The 15,700-nt window shown below is 59.3% G+C and carries 13 protein-coding genes and 1 pseudogene; 2 read left to right on the top strand and 12 right to left on the bottom strand.

Features of this window, described 5'->3' with window-relative positions; translation table 11 throughout:
• Together AC1DVH_RS17975 and AC1DVH_RS17970 are read right to left on the bottom strand one after the other, a co-directional pair.
• A partial coding sequence (locus AC1DVH_RS17975; protein ID WP_477754936.1) for an MFS transporter occupies positions 1 to 489 on the bottom strand: 489 nt, incomplete at its 3' end.
• A gap of 95 nt (positions 490 to 584) precedes the next feature.
• Positions 585 to 938 carry a YfeK family protein gene (locus AC1DVH_RS17970; RefSeq protein ID WP_477754937.1) on the bottom strand — a complete coding sequence of 118 codons (354 nt, stop codon included), beginning with the start codon at positions 936 to 938 and terminating at the stop codon, positions 585 to 587.
• A gap of 534 nt (positions 939 to 1,472) precedes the next feature.
• On the opposite strand from AC1DVH_RS17970, the gene AC1DVH_RS17965 reads away from it, so the two are divergent.
• Both AC1DVH_RS17965 and AC1DVH_RS17960 read left to right on the top strand, forming a co-directional pair.
• The gene (locus AC1DVH_RS17965) at positions 1,473 to 3,524 is read left to right on the top strand and encodes a bifunctional DedA family/phosphatase PAP2 family protein (RefSeq protein WP_477754935.1); all 2,052 of its coding nucleotides are present in this window, start codon (positions 1,473 to 1,475) and stop codon (positions 3,522 to 3,524) included.
• Positions 3,525 to 4,016: 492 nt separating this feature from the next.
• Positions 4,017 to 4,402, top strand: a pseudogene (locus AC1DVH_RS17960) (chemotaxis protein); the annotation flags it as partial.
• 681 nt (positions 4,403 to 5,083) lie between these two features.
• On the opposite strand, the gene AC1DVH_RS17955 reads toward AC1DVH_RS17960, so the two are convergent.
• The 10 genes from AC1DVH_RS17955 to AC1DVH_RS17910 form a co-directional block, all read right to left on the bottom strand.
• Entirely contained in the window at positions 5,084 to 5,878 is a 795-nt protein-coding gene (locus tag AC1DVH_RS17955; protein WP_477754934.1) for a DNA adenine methylase, read from the bottom strand.
• 202 nt (positions 5,879 to 6,080) lie between these two features.
• A complete protein-coding gene (locus AC1DVH_RS17950) occupies positions 6,081 to 7,115 on the bottom strand; it encodes a phage late control D family protein (RefSeq protein ID WP_477754933.1) in 1,035 nt (344 codons plus the stop codon).
• An 82-nt stretch (positions 7,116 to 7,197) separates the two neighbouring features.
• Positions 7,198 to 7,404, bottom strand: a complete 207-nt coding sequence (locus AC1DVH_RS17945; protein ID WP_477754932.1) for a tail protein X — start codon at positions 7,402 to 7,404, stop codon at positions 7,198 to 7,200.
• Positions 7,379 to 8,236, bottom strand: coding sequence for a phage tail protein (locus AC1DVH_RS17940; RefSeq protein ID WP_477754931.1), 858 nt, complete (start codon positions 8,234 to 8,236; stop codon positions 7,379 to 7,381). Before AC1DVH_RS17940 ends, AC1DVH_RS17945 begins: the two co-directional genes overlap by 26 nt.
• 9 nt (positions 8,237 to 8,245) lie before the next feature.
• On the bottom strand, positions 8,246 to 10,594 hold the full coding sequence (locus AC1DVH_RS17935) for a phage tail tape measure protein (RefSeq protein WP_477754930.1): 2,349 nt from the start codon (positions 10,592 to 10,594) through the stop codon (positions 8,246 to 8,248).
• Between the two features lie 142 nt (positions 10,595 to 10,736).
• Positions 10,737 to 11,045: a phage tail assembly protein gene (locus tag AC1DVH_RS17930; RefSeq protein WP_477754929.1), complete on the bottom strand. Its 309-nt coding sequence runs from the start codon at positions 11,043 to 11,045 to the stop codon at positions 10,737 to 10,739.
• Positions 11,046 to 11,056: 11 nt separating this feature from the next.
• Positions 11,057 to 11,560: a phage major tail tube protein gene (locus AC1DVH_RS17925; RefSeq protein ID WP_477754928.1), complete on the bottom strand. Its 504-nt coding sequence runs from the start codon at positions 11,558 to 11,560 to the stop codon at positions 11,057 to 11,059.
• A 12-nt stretch (positions 11,561 to 11,572) separates the two neighbouring features.
• Positions 11,573 to 12,736, bottom strand: coding sequence for a phage tail sheath subtilisin-like domain-containing protein (locus tag AC1DVH_RS17920; protein ID WP_477754927.1), 1,164 nt, complete (start codon positions 12,734 to 12,736; stop codon positions 11,573 to 11,575).
• A 102-nt stretch (positions 12,737 to 12,838) separates the two neighbouring features.
• The gene (locus tag AC1DVH_RS17915) at positions 12,839 to 13,426 is read right to left on the bottom strand and encodes a hypothetical protein (RefSeq protein ID WP_477754926.1); all 588 of its coding nucleotides are present in this window, start codon (positions 13,424 to 13,426) and stop codon (positions 12,839 to 12,841) included.
• On the bottom strand, positions 13,426 to 15,684 hold the full coding sequence (locus AC1DVH_RS17910) for a hypothetical protein (RefSeq protein WP_477754925.1): 2,259 nt from the start codon (positions 15,682 to 15,684) through the stop codon (positions 13,426 to 13,428). The genes AC1DVH_RS17915 and AC1DVH_RS17910 overlap by 1 nt, the downstream gene beginning before the upstream one ends.
• Between the last annotated feature and the right edge of the window lie 16 nt (positions 15,685 to 15,700).

Genomic DNA, 15,700 nt, shown 5'->3' with positions numbered 1-15,700 from the left:
GGCCAGAGCAGGGCCAAGAACAGCCCCTACGGTATCCATCGACTGCCGCAGTCCAAAGCAGGCGCCACGGATTTCTGGTGGCGACACATCTGCGATCAGAGCATCTCGTGGGGCCCCACGAATGCCTTTGCCAATTCTATCCAGAAAGCGTGCGGTGAAGACCACTTCAACGGAATGAGCCAGAGGAAAAAGTGGTTTGGTCAGCGCGGCTAAACCATATCCGAGCAACAGCAATCCTTTGCGCCGGCCCATAAAGTCGCTGATAGCACCAGAAAATATCTTGACGAGCATGGCGGTCGACTCGGCAATACCTTCGATCACTCCGACGGCCAATGCACTCGCACCTAATGTGGTGACCAAAAACACAGGCAGTAAGCTGTGCACTAGCTCGGATGATAGATCCATGAACAGGCTGACAAAGCCAAGAGCCCAAATCGTGCGCGGAATACGAAAACGCTCAGCTTTGGTGTTTGAACTTCCGCTACTCATGTTTTCATCCTGCACTCATCGGCATCAAGAAGAGACTGAGAAAACGGTTTAGTCGTGCTCGCAGGCGAACCAAGTTCCTGCCAGAGCGGCAAAAATCAATGAAGCTGCCGTTGCCTCTGTAGTTCCCTCTTCAGCCAGGTGCGTGCCGGTTGTGCGCCTTCTGGACATCGCACCTCATAGGCACGGCCACTCATACTGCTTCTAGTGGCAGCAAGATCGATGAAGTCTTCTGCGCTGTTCACCATACTCTTGCCTTCGAGATAATTCAGCTTCTTCTCCAGATGCGCCCGAGCCCGGGGACCTGGGAATTCGTCCCCGTTACGCACAAACTGACATTCACTATGCTCGACAAAGTCCAGCAAGCCCTTTATCTCTTGAGTGGCTTGAGGTGTGGCTTGAGCCTGCACATGGGTTACGATTGAGATAAGGCTGATACTAGCTGCCACCATCAATTGGCTGATGGGCCTGGTCGCCACTCCTATCCTCATCTGCATGATTCATCCTCGCCCTGAAAATGGAATGAATGTAGCTACCTCAAACAGCTACTACCTATTGTGCCAAGGGCTTTACGAAACTCTTCGCCGATGTGTTTTTGTTGCTGCGCTGACAAGTCACGTGCGCGTGGTGCATCGCAAAACCAAAAAATACGATGAACGTCAGTAACATCAGTTCGAGCCCGAACCCGGTCCAGAATGAATCGTCCATGCTACGTAGTCCTGATGATAGTCCTTGGGTTGTACTGCCTGTAAACGTCTAATGAAATCGAAGGGCCCACTGCTATCGTTATCTTGGGTGGGTTAGTGACCTTGACCGCACTCAACCTATTGGTGTTACCGACCCTGGCGTTGCACTTTGAATTTTTTGAAAGGCGTGCCGAAGAGTTCACCACTGACGTGGCTCCTGCTTCATAACAGTGGTGCGACTTATCGGGAAGACACGCACATTGATCTCCTCCTCACCGACATTGCATAGGCTGCCAGCGAATGATGACGTCCCTGGTCTCATCGATCATCGAGTTCCTCACGGTGAATCCGCATGTTGCCTATCTGGCGGTGTTTCTTCTGGCACTTTCCGAGTCAATCCCGATTATCGGTGCCGTCGTTCCTGGCACAGCCGTGATCCTCGCGCTCAGTGCCTTGGTGCCGAGCGGCATATTATTGCTCTGGCCGTTGCTCGTCGCCGCCACGTTAGGTGCCATTGCGGGTGATGGTCTTTCGTTCTGGCTCGGACATCGATATCACCGCGAGATTCTTGGCTTCTGGCCTTTGAACCGCCACCCTGAACTGATTCAGAGCAGCGAGACATTTTTCGAACGTCACGGCTCCAAGAGTGTGTTTCTCGCGCGCTTCGTACCAGGCGTCCGCGCCTTCATTCCGCTACTCGCCGGAATGATGGGAATGGCAGTTAGTCGATTCTATGCTGTCAATGTCGCCTCGGCGCTCGCTTGGGCTTCGTCGCATATCCTGTCAGGTGTTCTCGCAGGCGCGACGTTCAGCATTCTCGGAGCGGCTGCAAAGCCGCTTGCGATCCTGCTGGTAGTTCTATTCGCGGCCGGCTGGGCACTCCTGCATATCGTGCGCTGGACATTGCGTCGCGGTGTCCCTTACTTCATCGACGCACTTGGGCGGATGCGGTACTGGGCAGGCACCCACAACACATGGTTGAGCCGCAGTGTCACCCATTTACTCGATCCTTCACGGCCCGAAGCACGGACTCTCACATTGTCGGCAGTGCTTCTCGTCGGTGCAGCCTGGCTCTTCTTCGGCATCCTTGAAGATGTCGTCAGCGGTGACCCATTACTGCTCGCAGACAGCGCGATATACCACGCTCTTCAGGATCTTCGTACAGCGCCAGGTGATGCAGTGATGATCGCCATTACAGAACTCGGCGACACCCAGGTCGTGATGGCGGTCACGATGGTTGTCTTACTGTGGCTCATGTGGAAACGCGCCTGGCGTACAGCGACCTATTGGCTGGTTGCGATTACCGGCGCTTCGACGCTCAACACGGTCATCAAAGTAGCGTTGCATCGAGCTCGCCCCGGTGAACTTCTCTACTCTGGGTGGAGTGCGTTTTCCTTCCCAAGCGGCCATAGCACGGTCAATGTCGTGCTCTACGGTTTCCTTGCTTTTCTCATCGCGCGTGAGATCCGCCCGGCATGGCGCCTCGTGGTCACTCTCGGCGCAGCAACCCTGATATTTCTGATTGCCTTCTCGCGTCTCTACCTCGGTGCGCATTGGTTTTCCGACGTGCTCGGGGGGATGGCATTCGGCTCGGCGTGGCTGGCACTGCTCGGCCTGTCCTACCTGAGGCGCCAAACCGGACGCATTGAGTCTATAGGCCTACTCGCCGCCGGATGTTTAGCACTGATTCTCGCCGGAGGACTCAATATCTATCGTAGCCATGCGACAGACAGCGATCGCTATGCCATCAAGATAGGAACTCCGTCCATGACCGCCACGGATTGGTGGGCGTCGGGTTGGGAACAACTGCCGGCACGGCGTATAGATCTGACTGGCGAGACGAATGAGCCGCTGACGTTCCAGTGGGCCGGTGGCCTGCTGGAGTTGCAGGATGTCCTGCAGCGTAACGGGTGGCGGGACTCAGCGGCCTGGACACCGTTGAGTGCCCTGAATTGGCTCTCCATCCAGACCGACTCGGCAGCTCTTCCGGTTACTCCACTTTTCGCCAGTGGTCGCCTCCCCAGTCTGACGCTCATTCGACCGAATAGTGGTGGCGCACTTACCAGCTCGCGCCTCGTGCTTCGAGTCTGGGTCGTCGATTTCGAGCTAACGAACGGGCGTACTTCAGCGCTGTGGATGGGCTCAGTTGTGGAGGAGCGCTTCTATCATCCCCTATCCCTCGTCACGTTAACGTCGACACAGCCCGATGTGAACGCCCCACGGGGCACTCTCGCTGCCGCTTTTGACAACGGGCGGCTCCTACCTCGACCCGAAGGAACGGCAAATGGGGATTGGGATGGCAATGTCCTGTTAGCTCGACACGGCAAGACACATAAAACAATGTCCAACTGATCGCGGCGAATGCTTGGCGATGAGGTACACCGCCGAGTTTTTTAGAATCTTGGAATAGTCAGGCGCCAGCGCTCTGTTCTGAGTTGCGCCTAGACGGGAAATCTCCTGCGCTCCAACTCCTGAATCATCACCTCAAGATCGCGAGCCGGCGTGGTTAGTCTTCCAACTTCAGCCGCAGCAAAATTCAAAGCCGCTACCCCGTTCAAAGCGTGCATTGGTCGGAGTAGGCTCCACTCCCTTGCATTTCCCGCTGTCGTTCCTCCTTGTTTAAATCCATAGCCCTTTGGCGCTTTGCCGGTTTCGCAGGAGTCGTGGCGGCTAATCAGTTGCAGAGCACCATAGACGGCTACGGTTAATTGAGGCCCGCCAAGGCCTTGGCGCAGCCCTTCACGACGGRCAGAAATCGCCATATACGGACGTTGACCTGGGTTTGCTTTCGACCATCAGCATTCATTCAACATGCCTGGCAAATCAGGGACGCTTCAGTGGGAGGGTTACGAGTCGATTCGCTCGGTGCCCAGTCGCGATCAGGTCCGTTGGGCATCAGCACTCTATGCACGGATGCTCGTCGGCAAGCCGATAGTCGCGTTGAGTTCACGGATTTTCCGGCCACTGAAACACGGCCGGCCATTACTGATGGCAGGTGGAGTTTCATTGCTCGCTGAGCAGTGGCCACCAACAGCGGCAGCTCAAGGGATCCTGATGGTGAGCCTGTGTATTGCCTGGTACCTGATCGAGCCCCGACAGCGCAAAGCCATTGGGCGCACCCTGGCCGAGCATCTAAAAGCATTTCCGATCCGTTGGTGGCGCTCACCTTTAGCGGCAACCACGGCCCCCAGGGGCGACTAGATATGGGCATGCTCAGTGAGAAAGCCCAATCAACAGATCACACGTATCGCTCAACTCTGTGATCATAGTGCCGGACAGGCCAGGCGCGGCAATCAGCCAGGATCTCGAAGCCATGGCCGATTACCTGCACAGCCTGGTCGCGCGCTTTAGCCGATAGCCTCTGGATCGCTCCTGCTGCAAGGGTAACGGAACGGAAACGCGAACGAGGGTGTCAGCTGTTTATACACCCCTGTTTCTTCCCTCAATCCAAATGAAGCGGTGAAGTCATGAACAATATTATCTACCTCGTTGGCGCCGTCGTGATCGTCCTGTTTATCCTGTCGTTTGTCGGCATAGTCTGATTCAGCCAGCCGTGGTCAAAACAGATTGAGAGGGTGCGTTTGCCATGAACACCCCTCAAACGGCTGCGGTGTTCAGTCCCCCCGTCACTGCGACTGAATCCAATCAAGGAAACGCCGGATCGGCTGCTCCTCGCCCCTGCGTTGAACATGCGCGAGATACCATCCTCCGGCCTGCATGACGTCTGTATGCATGGGTATGACCAGGCTGCCCGAACGAAGATCGGAGGTTGCTGGACAGACGCTGGCATCAGGCAGTGCCTGTGCTTCTTTGCCATTTCAATTGAGGGGCTGAAGCGCGAAAAAAGGCCGAGTTGCGGCAGTCGCTTGTCTTGCGACTGACCGCTTCACGCCCTGAGGAAATCAGTCACCTTAGAACAGCCCTCCAAGTGCTACTGGCTCCCAGTTCATGATCACCAGTTCACCGCTGATCTCGACCTTAGCCTGGCGTTGGTTGGTCGTGGTGTAGCGAATATCCAGCGTTTCAAAGTGAAAGCCCTCGAACACCCGGCGGATGTCCGGGTGGTCGTTGATGCTGACCATTACCCTACCCTTGCAGCGGCGCATGAAGTCCGCCATGCGCTCATAATTCTCGAACGGAAAGTCCACCCCATACCCTGCGGTCTGCCAGTACGGTGGGTCCATGTAGTGGAAGGTATGGGCCCGGTCGTAGCGTTCGGCGCACTCCAACCAAGGCAGATGCTCGACATAGGTGCCGGACAAACGCTGCCAGGCGGCTGAGAGATTTTCCTCGATTCGCAGCAGGTTGATTGACGGGGTGGTGGTGGCAGTGCCGAACGTCTGCCCGGACACCTTGCCGGCGAAGGCATGGTGTTGTAGGTAAAAGAATCGGGCGGCGCGTTGGATGTCGGTGAGGGTTTCGACGCGGGTCATCTTCTGCCACTCGAACACCTGGCGTGAGCTGAGCGCCCACTTGAACTGGCGCACGAACTCCTCGAGGTGATTCTGCACCACGCGGTACAACGTCACCAAGTCGCCATTGATGTCGTTGAGCACTTCAACCGGCGCCGCCTGGGGTCGCATAAAGTACAGCGCGGCGCCGCCGGCAAAGACTTCGACGTAGCATTCGTGAGGTGGAAACAGCGGAATAAGGCGATCGGCCAGGCGGCGTTTGCCGCCCATCCAAGGGATGATGGGTGAAGACATAGATAGCAAGACCTTTACTGTATAAATAAACAGGTGCTAGGCTCGCTCTGCTTTGTGCACAGAGCAGGAGCCTTGGCGGGACTTGCAGGGACAATCTGCGGGGACGGTGGCCAGCCTGGATGTTGACGCATCCAAACTGGCCGCTCCTTTTATTTCGGGGTTTAAACCTCTTCGACCTGTGACTGATCACGCGTCCGAGTAATCAACCTGGCACTTCAAGCACGACTTTCTGCGGCTTTCCTGACGCCTTGGCCTTGCCCTCCTTGCCGCCATTACACTCCACCGACACTGTCCACCCGGACGGGGTGAAGGTGTGATCCACCGACTCCACCAAGTATTCACCATCGAGCCCGCGCTTGAAGCCTTGCGCCTGGACCATGATTTCTGCAAACAGGTCGGTCCGGCCCGGCAGGTCGAGGCGCACCGAGGCGGTCGAACGATTGAACGCTGCCAGACGGGCCTTGGCGGCCTCATCGGCTGCCGTGCGGTCTGGGTAGAGATGGCGGTCGGTGTGCACCGGCGGTAGACCTTCGGGCACGTTGGGATTGTCCAGGTGCGAGACCAACAGTTCGCCGCTGGCCGGGTCCTGGTACTGGGTGCTGACCCCTTGATGGGCGCTGCGGTCGCTCAAGCGAAATTGCCAACGGGTCACGTCACTGCGCTGCAGGGTGATGACACTCAAGGCCCGGCCGCTCGCACTCTGCCCACCTTGGCGCGGCAAGACCAGCAGCTTGCCGTCGGCCACCTTGGCGGTGCAGTCGTGCTTCTTGGCCACCCGGGTGATGAAATTGAAGTCCGACTCATTCAGCTGGTCCATGCGCGGCACCCGGGTATCGACCGGGCACGACGGCTGCCAGCCATTACGCGCGGCGATATCGCCAACGATCTGCGCCAGGCTCACGTCCTCCCAGCTGCCACTGCGCGTGGTTTTGCCGCTGCCGCGCATGTCGCTGGCCTTGCCGCTGATCACCAGCGTATCCGGTGGGCCGGAGACCGCCACTTCATCCACGGTGTAGCGGCCCATGCGCGTCAGGTCGGCGCCGGCATACCCCAGGTAGACCTCGATACTCGCGCCACGCACGGGCAGCGACACCGCGCCGTCACGGTCATCAATGCGCAGCTCAAACGAATCCGAGGCCATCCCAGGCCGGTCGGAAAGCTGTAGCGACACCAGACGATCATTGATCAGGCTGGAGATGTCGGCACCGTCGGCCACGATGCGAAAATTAGGCGTCATGGATTTTTTCCAAAAAAAATCCCGCACAAGGCGGGCAAGAAAGTAAGGAGTTTTAAACGATGAGCGACACGAGTGTAGTCCATCAATCCCACAACGAAATGACGCTGTCCGGCTCCACCACCAGGTCCGGCAGCGTGATCAGCACGCCGGCCCGGAATGGCTGCGGCTCATCGGCCAGGCCCTGATTGGCGGCCAGCACCACCTCGACGCTGCGGTTCAGGTGGCCGTAATAGTGGTGACACAGGGTGTCGAGCAGATCCCCGTCAGCTGTTCTGCAGGTCATCGCCATAACGGACAAACTCCAATGAAAAGCCCTGCTTGCGCGGGATCGCCCCGGGCAGTAAGGCGCTTTGCTCTTCTTCAATATTGGTCAAACACCAGTTGCCCAACACCTCGCCATAACCGGTAGTCAGGTTCAGTGGCAGTAACTTGGCGCCGATGCTGCGCAGCATATCCAACTGCTTCAGCCCGCCTTTGAAGCTCGGGTAGATCGCGCCCTTGATGGTGATTTTTTCCTCCCCCAGGCCCACCGCCTGCTGCGCCGGACGCCGGGTCAGGCGCTCCTGCGCGGCCCAGCGAAACGACGTCTGCCGCCGGAGTTCGTCAAACGCGGCGGTGTCCAGGTTGAAGTAATACGGCCGTTCATTGGCCTTGAGCGGGTAGAGAATCAGCAGGTGTGGGAACGGCTTCACCGCGTCGGGAATCGGCGTCATGTCGCCGGCAAACCATTCCGTCGGGAAAATGTTGCCCAACGCGGCATTGGCCTTGCCGGCCACCTTGTTGAACGCCGCGCCAAACCGGCCAATCTGATCGGTCAGGGCGGAAAAGTGCTCTTCAAACTGCGCCAGCGCGCGCTGGGTCTGATTGTAGTAGCTGGCGACCTTGCCGATCTTGGCCTGCGCCGAGTTGATTGCACTTTGCAAACGCCGGGTCTTGTCACTGAGGTCTTCGCTGATAAAAGGCAGAGCTTCCAGCGCATCGGCCGCCCCGCTGATTTCATTCAGCGCGCCATTCATGGGTCCGGTCATGGACTCCAGGTCAGTGCGCCCGGCCTCCCCCGCGTCGACCATGTACTTCAGCCCGCCCTGCAGGTGCTGCAGGTAGTTTTTTTCATCCGCCATAACACTTCCTTAGCCCACATGGGGCGCATCAAACAACTGGCGATCACGCGCCTCCCGGGCGAAGTCGTCAAACTGACGGCGCAGGTACGGCATCAATTCCTGGACCAACTGCGCCGGGTCCTTCACATCGCCGTGCACCTGAAACACCGGGGCCGGGGCGAAGGTAAATTGCTGATCGACCTTCGGCCATTCGGGCGTCTTTGCTGTTGCGGTCGACATCAATGCCGCTGCCGTGACCGGAGCCGCGGGGGCGCTGTCCATCGAACGCACGACATCACCCAAACCTTGGCGTGCAGCCACGGGAAAGATGCCGAGCGGCACTTTTGCAGGCGGCGTGTCCCGCTCGCCGAACAAGGCCTTGCCCATGGTCGCGCCCACATCACCGCCTCCCCACGCGCCGAGCGCGCCACCGATCATTCCTCCTATCGCGGTTCCGAGCAGCGGAATGAACGACCCGATGGCCGCCCCGACCGCTGCACCCGCCAAGCCACCGGCTAGGCCACCTGCCGCCTCACCGTAGCCTTCGGCCTTCTCATCGCGCGTGGTGGCGTTCTGGTAAGTGTCCACCAACTGATAGCCGGCAGCGGCCACCGCCAGCGCCCCGCCCACTTTCATGCCACGGGGCATCCGACTTGCAGGGCCTTTGCCCTTTCCGCCCTTCCCGTCTTTGCTGTGATCCAGCCCGTCGTCATCGCGGTCATTCGCGTTGGTCACGAATACCCGCTGGACGATGTTGGACCGGTCGCCGGCCGAACCACGGGCGATGTTCACCAACCCCCGCCCGATCTTCAGCGCGGCCCAGGCCTTGCCCAGCACCAGCGCTCCGGCAGTGAGTGCAGCCAGGCCCAGCACCGCTTTGGGCGTTTCCTCGGACAAGGCGGTCAAGCCACGCGCCGCCACGCCAATGCCGGTGGCCAGCGCATCCGTCGCCGGACGCAGGGCATCCCCGATGGCTCGCAGCGAATCGTTGAACGCCTGACCGGTTTCGGCCCAGCGCTGTGACGAGGCTTCGCGCCGCTCGCTCAGGTTTTTGTCGAGAATGTCCTTGCGCTGGCCGTTGGGGTCCGAGGCGTCCCTTTTCAGGTCTGCATAGAGTTTCTTGTTCTGGGTGTACGCCATAAGTGCGGTCTTGACCTGCATGTCGGCAAACAGATCGCCGGTACGCAAAGTCGCGGCTAAAGCATCGGCCATCGCTTGCGCCTTGGCCGGGTCCGTCTCCTGGCTGATCTGGGTCAGCCCCTGATTCAGCTGCTTGGCCTTTTTCGGGTCGGTCTTTTCCACATACCGGCGAGCCAGTTCAAAACTGGCTTCAAAGGTCGACAGCCCCTTGCCAATGGCGGCGTTCATCGAACCCTGATAATCGATCCCGGCATCGGCGTAACCTTTGACCGTCTCCCCCGAGCCGATTTTCGCGACCCAGTTTTTCAGATTGTTCGCCGCCTCATCGGCGCTGCCGGCGCTCTTGATCTGCACCTGCAACATGGCGCCCAGCTGGGTCACCGCCTCCTGACCGCTGATGCCGCTGCTGGCCATCTGCGCCAACAGTTCCGGAAACCACTTGGCCATGTCGGCGGCCTCGAAGCTGCCTTGCTGGCCCAGCAAGGCGACCGACGCCAAGGCCTGTTCCATTTTTTTCGGGTCGGTGATCTTGGCGTTGTTCTGCATCGCCAGAATCATTTTCGCCGTGTCGGTGCCTGACGCGCCCTGCCCGACCGCAAACTTGGCGGCCACCGGGGCGTACTTCAGCGCTTCGGTCAGATCCATGCCGCCACCGACCAACTGATTCACCAGGTCCGCCACTTGGGTATTGGCCATGCCAGTGTCTTTTGAGGTCTGGACGATGTCGCGGGCGGTGTCTACTTCCTGCTGGGTGTTGGCGGCACCGGACTTGATCGCGATGTCCCGGATGATTGCCTGAAAATCCGCGCTGACCTTGGTCGGTACCGCGGCCAACGTGGTACCGGCCACCACCGTGCCAAACCCGCTGCGCAGGCTCTCCCGCCCCTCTTCGATCTGCCCCATGCCTTTGGCTTTGAACTCGGCACTGCGCACCACCTTGCCCAGCGCCAGGTACTCCTGACGTAGGCGCCCGACTTCGACACCCTGCTTGCGCAAGCTGGTGGTGTTGGTTTCCAGTTTGCGCAGCAAGGCGTCGGCATTGGCCGCCCCGCTGTCGTGGGCTTTTTTCCACTCATCGCGCAGACGCATGGTCTCGCCAATGACTTTCTGCAAGCCCTTGGCGCGGGTGGTTTGCGCCTCAAGCTTTTTCATTTCGCCGCTGACATTCTTGAAGGCGGCGCCCAGGGAGGAATCGACGGCGCCGCCAATCACCAGCCCGAGCGAGAGTTTGTTCGCCATGCAGGGTACCTGTATGCAACGGGGATGGGCTCAGTCCGTGAGCCACCAGACCATCTCGGAAAACGACAGCCCCRGGATCTCGGTCGCCGAAAAATTCAGCTCGACGGCCAAGCGTTTGGYCAGGGCCTTTTGCAATCGGGGGTTAAATCCCGTCGTCTGCTCCCAGACGAAAATAGGCGGTCTGCAAACGACGGTAATCGCGCATCAGCAGCCCCTCCAGATCCGCACGGCCGATGCTCGCCAAGCTGCAGAACAAGACCATCTCCTGCTCTTCTTCGTTGCTGCCGCCCTGCAAGGTGGCGGCACGCATCTCACGCACCGTCGGTTCGCGCAGGGACAGTTTGTCGACCTGAATGCCGTTGGCCTGACTCGGCCGAGACAGGGCCACGGTGGCAATACCATCACCCAGTTGCAGCCACTTGGGCAGGACGTTGTCTTTTGCGTTGCTCATGGTGTTGCTCCTTACATGCCCAGGGCAGACCGCACAGCGGCCAATTGGTCGACGCCGTCAATGACGCGGATCGAGTTGAGGGGATCGATTTCAAACATCACACTGCCGTCGATTTCCAGCTTGTAATAGGTCACCGCGACGGCGTACTTGAACTCGCCTTTTTCACCCGGTTTCCAGTCCCCCGGATCGACTTCCTTGAGACTGCCACGCAGGGTGGCGACCACCGCCTTGACCGAACCTTTCTGGCCTTTGAAAGCACCGCGGAACGAGGCGKTGAACGCAGTCAGGTCGGCCTGACCGAAGAACTTCAGCACCTCGCGGCGCACGCCATTGGTAATGAAGCTGGCCTCCAGTTTTTCGGTGCCCATGTCGATCTCTACCGGCGCGTCCATGCCGCCGGCGCGGTACTCGTCGGTCTTGAGGGTCAACTTGGGCAGGGTCAGGCTCGGTACATCGCCTTGCAGGCTGATACCGTCCACGAACAGGTTGGTGTTGTAGAGCACTTCAGGAATCATAAAGCGGTCTCCTTAGGCGGCGGTGTCCAGCACTTCAGTGATCCACTGATCGGTCACCTCCACGCGGAAGTTCGGGTTTTCGGCCGGCGGTACGTCGGTGAACCGAATGTTCCAGTACACCTTGCCGTCGCTGAGTTCGCTGGAAGTGTTCAGCTCTTCGTCGGCATAGACCTCAAAGTTGATGATCGCGCCTTGGTTCTTCAGGTCGCGCATGAACGCCTGCAGGCCTTCGGTCACGTCCTTGACATAGGTCGCGGTGATCGAGCGATCGACCGCCCACTTGTGCGCGTAGAGGATGGCGTCCATGACGATATCCAGCGTGCGCACGCGGGTGACGAACTTCCATTTCGGGTCGCTGGACAGTGTGCGGTTGCCCCACAGCCGGTACCCATCATCACGAATGATCGTGGTGATATTGGCGTTGTTCAGCACGTTGGCCCGGCAGGAGGCATCGCCGTCGAGAAACTCGATCGGCCGCGTGGTGCCGGTGACGCCGACAAACTCCTTGTTCGACGGCGAGGCCCAGAAACCGTAGGTGGCATCGGTCCAGGCAAACAGRCCAGCGGTCCAAGCCGAAGCCGGTGCATTGACCGTGGCACTGGTCCCGGTGTCCCAGAATTGCACGCCCGGGTCGACCATGTAGGCGTGTTTGCTGCCGAAATTTTCGGCATAGGCAATCGCCGCTTCGTCGGTGGTGTTCGGCCCGTCGATGATGGCCATGGCTCGCATCTTGTCACCCAGCGCTACCAGCTCGGTCGCCACCGCCAGCGTCGCCGAGAATTGCGGAGCCACCAACAGTCGCGGCTGGGCGTTAAACTTACTTTTGCCGTTGAGCAACGCCTGCATGCCGGTACGGGTGCCGTCAGCCCACACCCCGCCGATGATTGCCGACAGTTGCTCCGCTTCGTCCTCCAGCACCGGCACACCGACGGCGACAATCACCGCTTTGGACCGCTTGAAAATGGCCTTGCAGTCCTGGGTGATCGCGGCGTCCGGGCCCCAGGCCGCCACCGCTTCGCTTTCGCGGGTGATCAGCAGCAGTTCGTTGGCAGCGGCGGTAGCCGGCGGACCCACGGTGAAGGTGTTGCACAGGCCGATGATCGACGCTGACGGGGTGGCGATGTGCCGGGCGCCGGTGTCCACCAAGGTCACGGTGACGCCGTGAAAAAAACTCATAGAGTGATGCTCCAGAAACGAAAAAGCCCCGCATAAGCGAGGCCGTGGGGATGTGCGGTGACGTGCAGCATGGAAAAGAAAACGCCCCGGCAATGCGGGGCGTCAGGATGTGGTGCGGCTCAGTCCGTCCGGCTTTAACGGCCGTTTATCACTGGCTGGAAAGTCTGGCGAAAGAGGCCAGGCCCGCAGTTCATTGCGGTAGGTGCGCCAAGCCAGCTCCGTGTTGAGCGCGGCCGGGTCAGCATCCAGATGCTTGTCGATCTCTCTGCCCGCCCAATGCAGTTCATTTTCGATCCATGACCGTTCTCGCTGGCTTTGAATCGCCAGATCGCGCGCGGCATCCAGTACCCAAACAAGACCATTCCAGACATAGGCCGCACTCGGTCGCGACATGGTCGTCAGCTCGGCCGGTAACTCGCCAGGCATCGAATGTGTCACCTCGGCACCATCGGTGGTGCGGTAAGCCACGCCTCGGTAGTCGGGCACCACCAGCCACGTGCCATCCCTCCAGACCACCACCTCCCCGTCCCCGGCTTCGGGCGGTTCCTCCAACGTGGCGCCCGCTGGCAGACCGCAGCCACGGCTGACATAGGTTTCGTGTTGGCCGAGGTATTCGGTGGTGGTTTCACTGAACGTGTAAACGTCGATCCAGCCACTCTCATCAAAAAAACCATTCACTAAAGTCGTCATCAATACATCCTGCAGATGTAGTTGTACGCCACGTTACGCATACGGGTTTCCGTACTCACACGGGCGACAGCCGATGGATTGAAAGTTACAGACATGTTGCCCGTTGTACTGACTCGTGGTGCAGCGGGTATATCACTCGTCATGTAACCAGTAGCCGTAAATACGCCGGTCGCGGTATTCACCAACAACATCGAATCATCGTCCTGTAGCCTGAGTTCACCCGTCATGTTTTGCAGCGCGTCGGTCTGAAGACTCAACAAGCCACGCCCAGAGTCGGGGTCAATTCCGCGCCCGCCATCCAAACCACGAATCGACTCGGCGCRCATGTCTGGCAGGAAGCCGCTGGGATACACGGCTGCCAATGCCGGGTACCACTCGACATCGAACGGTTGCCCCCCCATCAAAACGCATTTGTCGGGTGGCGTAGCGGTTGGCCATGGAAACGGCACGCCGACAGGGACGGAAAATATGGAAGCAGGATCAAAATTGCTTTCGGTCCAGATCCCCCCGAAATCCTGCGCATCAACCTGTATTTTTATTTTGCCCGAGGCGTTTTCATAGCCAATGTAGATTTTATTGGTGTCCTGACCTGCTACTCCGCCTTGCTGCACAGGAGTGAAACCCAATGCCGCCTGGTACGCGGCAGGGTCAAAGTTACTCGTGTCCCAACCCGTTACCCACACACTGAATACGAATCCCTCTGGGGTCCGAACACCGCCACGAGTAAGCGTTGTACCGGTGTTATAGCCGATGACTTGTTGCCAGAGGGTGTCTTGACTGACCGCAACCAGCATGGGGGAGAATTGACCGCCCTCTGGAACGTTCGGCCCGGGGTTCACCCGGTAAATGCCCGCGGTGGTGATTGTGTCTAAATCGGTGCCTTCTGGAAGGACAATCCCCCCTTGGCCCCAGCCATAAGCACCCGTGAGCAATACACGGCCTGCTGAGTCATCTTGGGGAGAGGTTTGTTTAACCAGATTGCTGGAATCCCACAGGCTCTGCCAGTCGCCCCAGGTTCCGGTTGCAAAGTCCCCGGTTCGGTAACGGTAGGCGCTCGCGCTGTTCGCCACCCGCGCCTCTTGATAGGCCAGGTTGCCGAACGATCGTTCAATGTGAACCACCAGCCCATGATCACTACCGGAGATGTTCGGACGGTTCAGGGTGTCGGCCGTATAGGTATAGGTGCCACCGACCTGCGCGGCGTTGAAGTCATTGCCCGGTAAATTGGGGGCTACTCCTCCGACGCCAAATGCACCATTGAGCAATACGCGCCCTGCGCCAGCATCGGTGGTGTTCGTTTGTTTAATCAACGAACCACTGTCCCACTGCGTTTTCCAGGCCGACCAGGTCGAGCCGGAACCGCTGCCACCGCGTGTGAACAACACCCCGGTGTTGTATTGCACGACCAGTTGCAGCGTCACGTCCCGCCCATTGCCGACGATCAACGCGGAGTTGGTGCCGCCCGATGGCCCGTTTTCCGGCGTGCCTTCGAGGCGATAAAAACCGCTGGTTCGGATGGTGTTGAGATCAGTACCGTCCGGCAGGCTGATACCCGCCCCGCCCAAGCCAAAGGCGCCCACTTTCATCAGCGCATCCACCGTGGCATCGTCCAGATCGGATTGCACGTCCGCCGTCGCGGCGGTTCCCAGCCCAAGGTTGTCGCGAGCCTCAGCCACATCCTCGACATCGGCGAGATTTTCACTCACTGCCAGGGCATCGGTGATGCCGTAGCCGTCGAGGGTGGTCGGGTTAGTGCCAGCGATCACACGCCCAAGGGCATCGATGGTGACACTGCGAAACGTGCCCACACCGCCCCCACTGCCGCCCGCGATCATTTCGAATTGCAAACCGGTGGTGCCCAGGGTGATCGGCGCATCGGTGACCAACTGCCAGAGGCTGTCACCGTTGGTCGTGCCCTGCTCGACGTGGATAAACAGCCCCGGGGTGACTTCCAGGCTGTTGTCGGCATCGGCGGCCCGCGTCCAGCCGTCGGCGCTGACGACATAGACACCGTTGTTCTGGGTCTCTGCCTGGGCGGTCACCAGCACGCGATCACCGGCAGCCACGGCCACGTCATCGATGGTCTGCACGTTGTTCAGGGTGATGGCGACCGTGGCCGCCACCCGCGCTGACTGTTTGTGATCCAGCTTGGCCAGCGCCTCACTGATAGCCAGGTCGACATATTCACGCGTGGCCAGCACCACGGCCGGGTCGATCTTCAGCACGATGTTCGCCGAGCTGCTGACGATGAAGTTCATGCGTACGACCTGGGTC

It is taken from the genome of Pseudomonas sp. P4_C3 (assembly GCF_056402075.1).
The sequence above is the reverse complement of the archived record's forward strand: the minus strand, read 5'-3'. Positions and strand labels throughout refer to the sequence as shown.

Excerpts from the sequence above, each read along its gene's own strand:
- AC1DVH_RS17930 (WP_477754929.1), bottom strand. The coding sequence starts at position 11,045 with ATGAGCAACGCAAAAGACAACGTCCTGCCCAAGTGGCTGCAACTGGGT.
- AC1DVH_RS17935 (WP_477754930.1), bottom strand. The coding sequence starts at position 10,594 with ATGGCGAACAAACTCTCGCTCGGGCTGGTGATTGGCGGCGCCGTCGAT.
- AC1DVH_RS17955 (WP_477754934.1), bottom strand. The coding sequence starts at position 5,878 with ATGTCTTCACCCATCATCCCTTGGATGGGCGGCAAACGCCGCCTGGCC.
- AC1DVH_RS17940 (WP_477754931.1), bottom strand. The coding sequence starts at position 8,236 with ATGGCGGATGAAAAAAACTACCTGCAGCACCTGCAGGGCGGGCTGAAG.
- AC1DVH_RS17970 (WP_477754937.1), bottom strand. The coding sequence starts at position 938 with ATGGTGGCAGCTAGTATCAGCCTTATCTCAATCGTAACCCATGTGCAG.
- AC1DVH_RS17950 (WP_477754933.1), bottom strand. The coding sequence starts at position 7,115 with ATGACGCCTAATTTTCGCATCGTGGCCGACGGTGCCGACATCTCCAGC.
- AC1DVH_RS17915 (WP_477754926.1), bottom strand. The coding sequence starts at position 13,426 with ATGACGACTTTAGTGAATGGTTTTTTTGATGAGAGTGGCTGGATCGAC.
- AC1DVH_RS17945 (WP_477754932.1), bottom strand. The coding sequence starts at position 7,404 with ATGGCGATGACCTGCAGAACAGCTGACGGGGATCTGCTCGACACCCTG.
- AC1DVH_RS17965 (WP_477754935.1), top strand. The coding sequence starts at position 1,473 with ATGATGACGTCCCTGGTCTCATCGATCATCGAGTTCCTCACGGTGAAT.